Below are 252 nucleotides of genomic sequence, written 5' to 3' on the forward strand. Positions count from 1 at the left end.
GGTCCGCTCCGTCCCTCGCCTGGCTCGGGCTCGTCCCCTTCGCCGCCTATGTCGTGCTCTTCCTCGCGGTGCCGACGATCCTGGCCATCGGCTCCGGCTTCTTCACCAAGGACGGCTCCTTCACCTGGACCAACATGTCGGCCCTCGCCGACCCGGTCGTGCTCGACACCTTCGCCAACTCGGCCGGCCTCTCGTTGCTCACCGCCGTGGTCGGGGCGCTCGTCGGCGCCCTCGTCTGCTACGCGCTCCTCG

At 70.2% G+C, this 252-nt stretch carries 1 pseudogene; it reads left to right on the forward strand.

The features are described 5' to 3' along the window. Positions 1–252, forward strand: a pseudogene (locus DSP71_RS23475) (ABC transporter permease); the annotation flags it as partial.

This window comes from Microbacterium sp. H6 (assembly GCF_003314775.1).
GTDB lineage: Bacteria > Actinomycetota > Actinomycetes > Actinomycetales > Microbacteriaceae > Microbacterium > Microbacterium oxydans.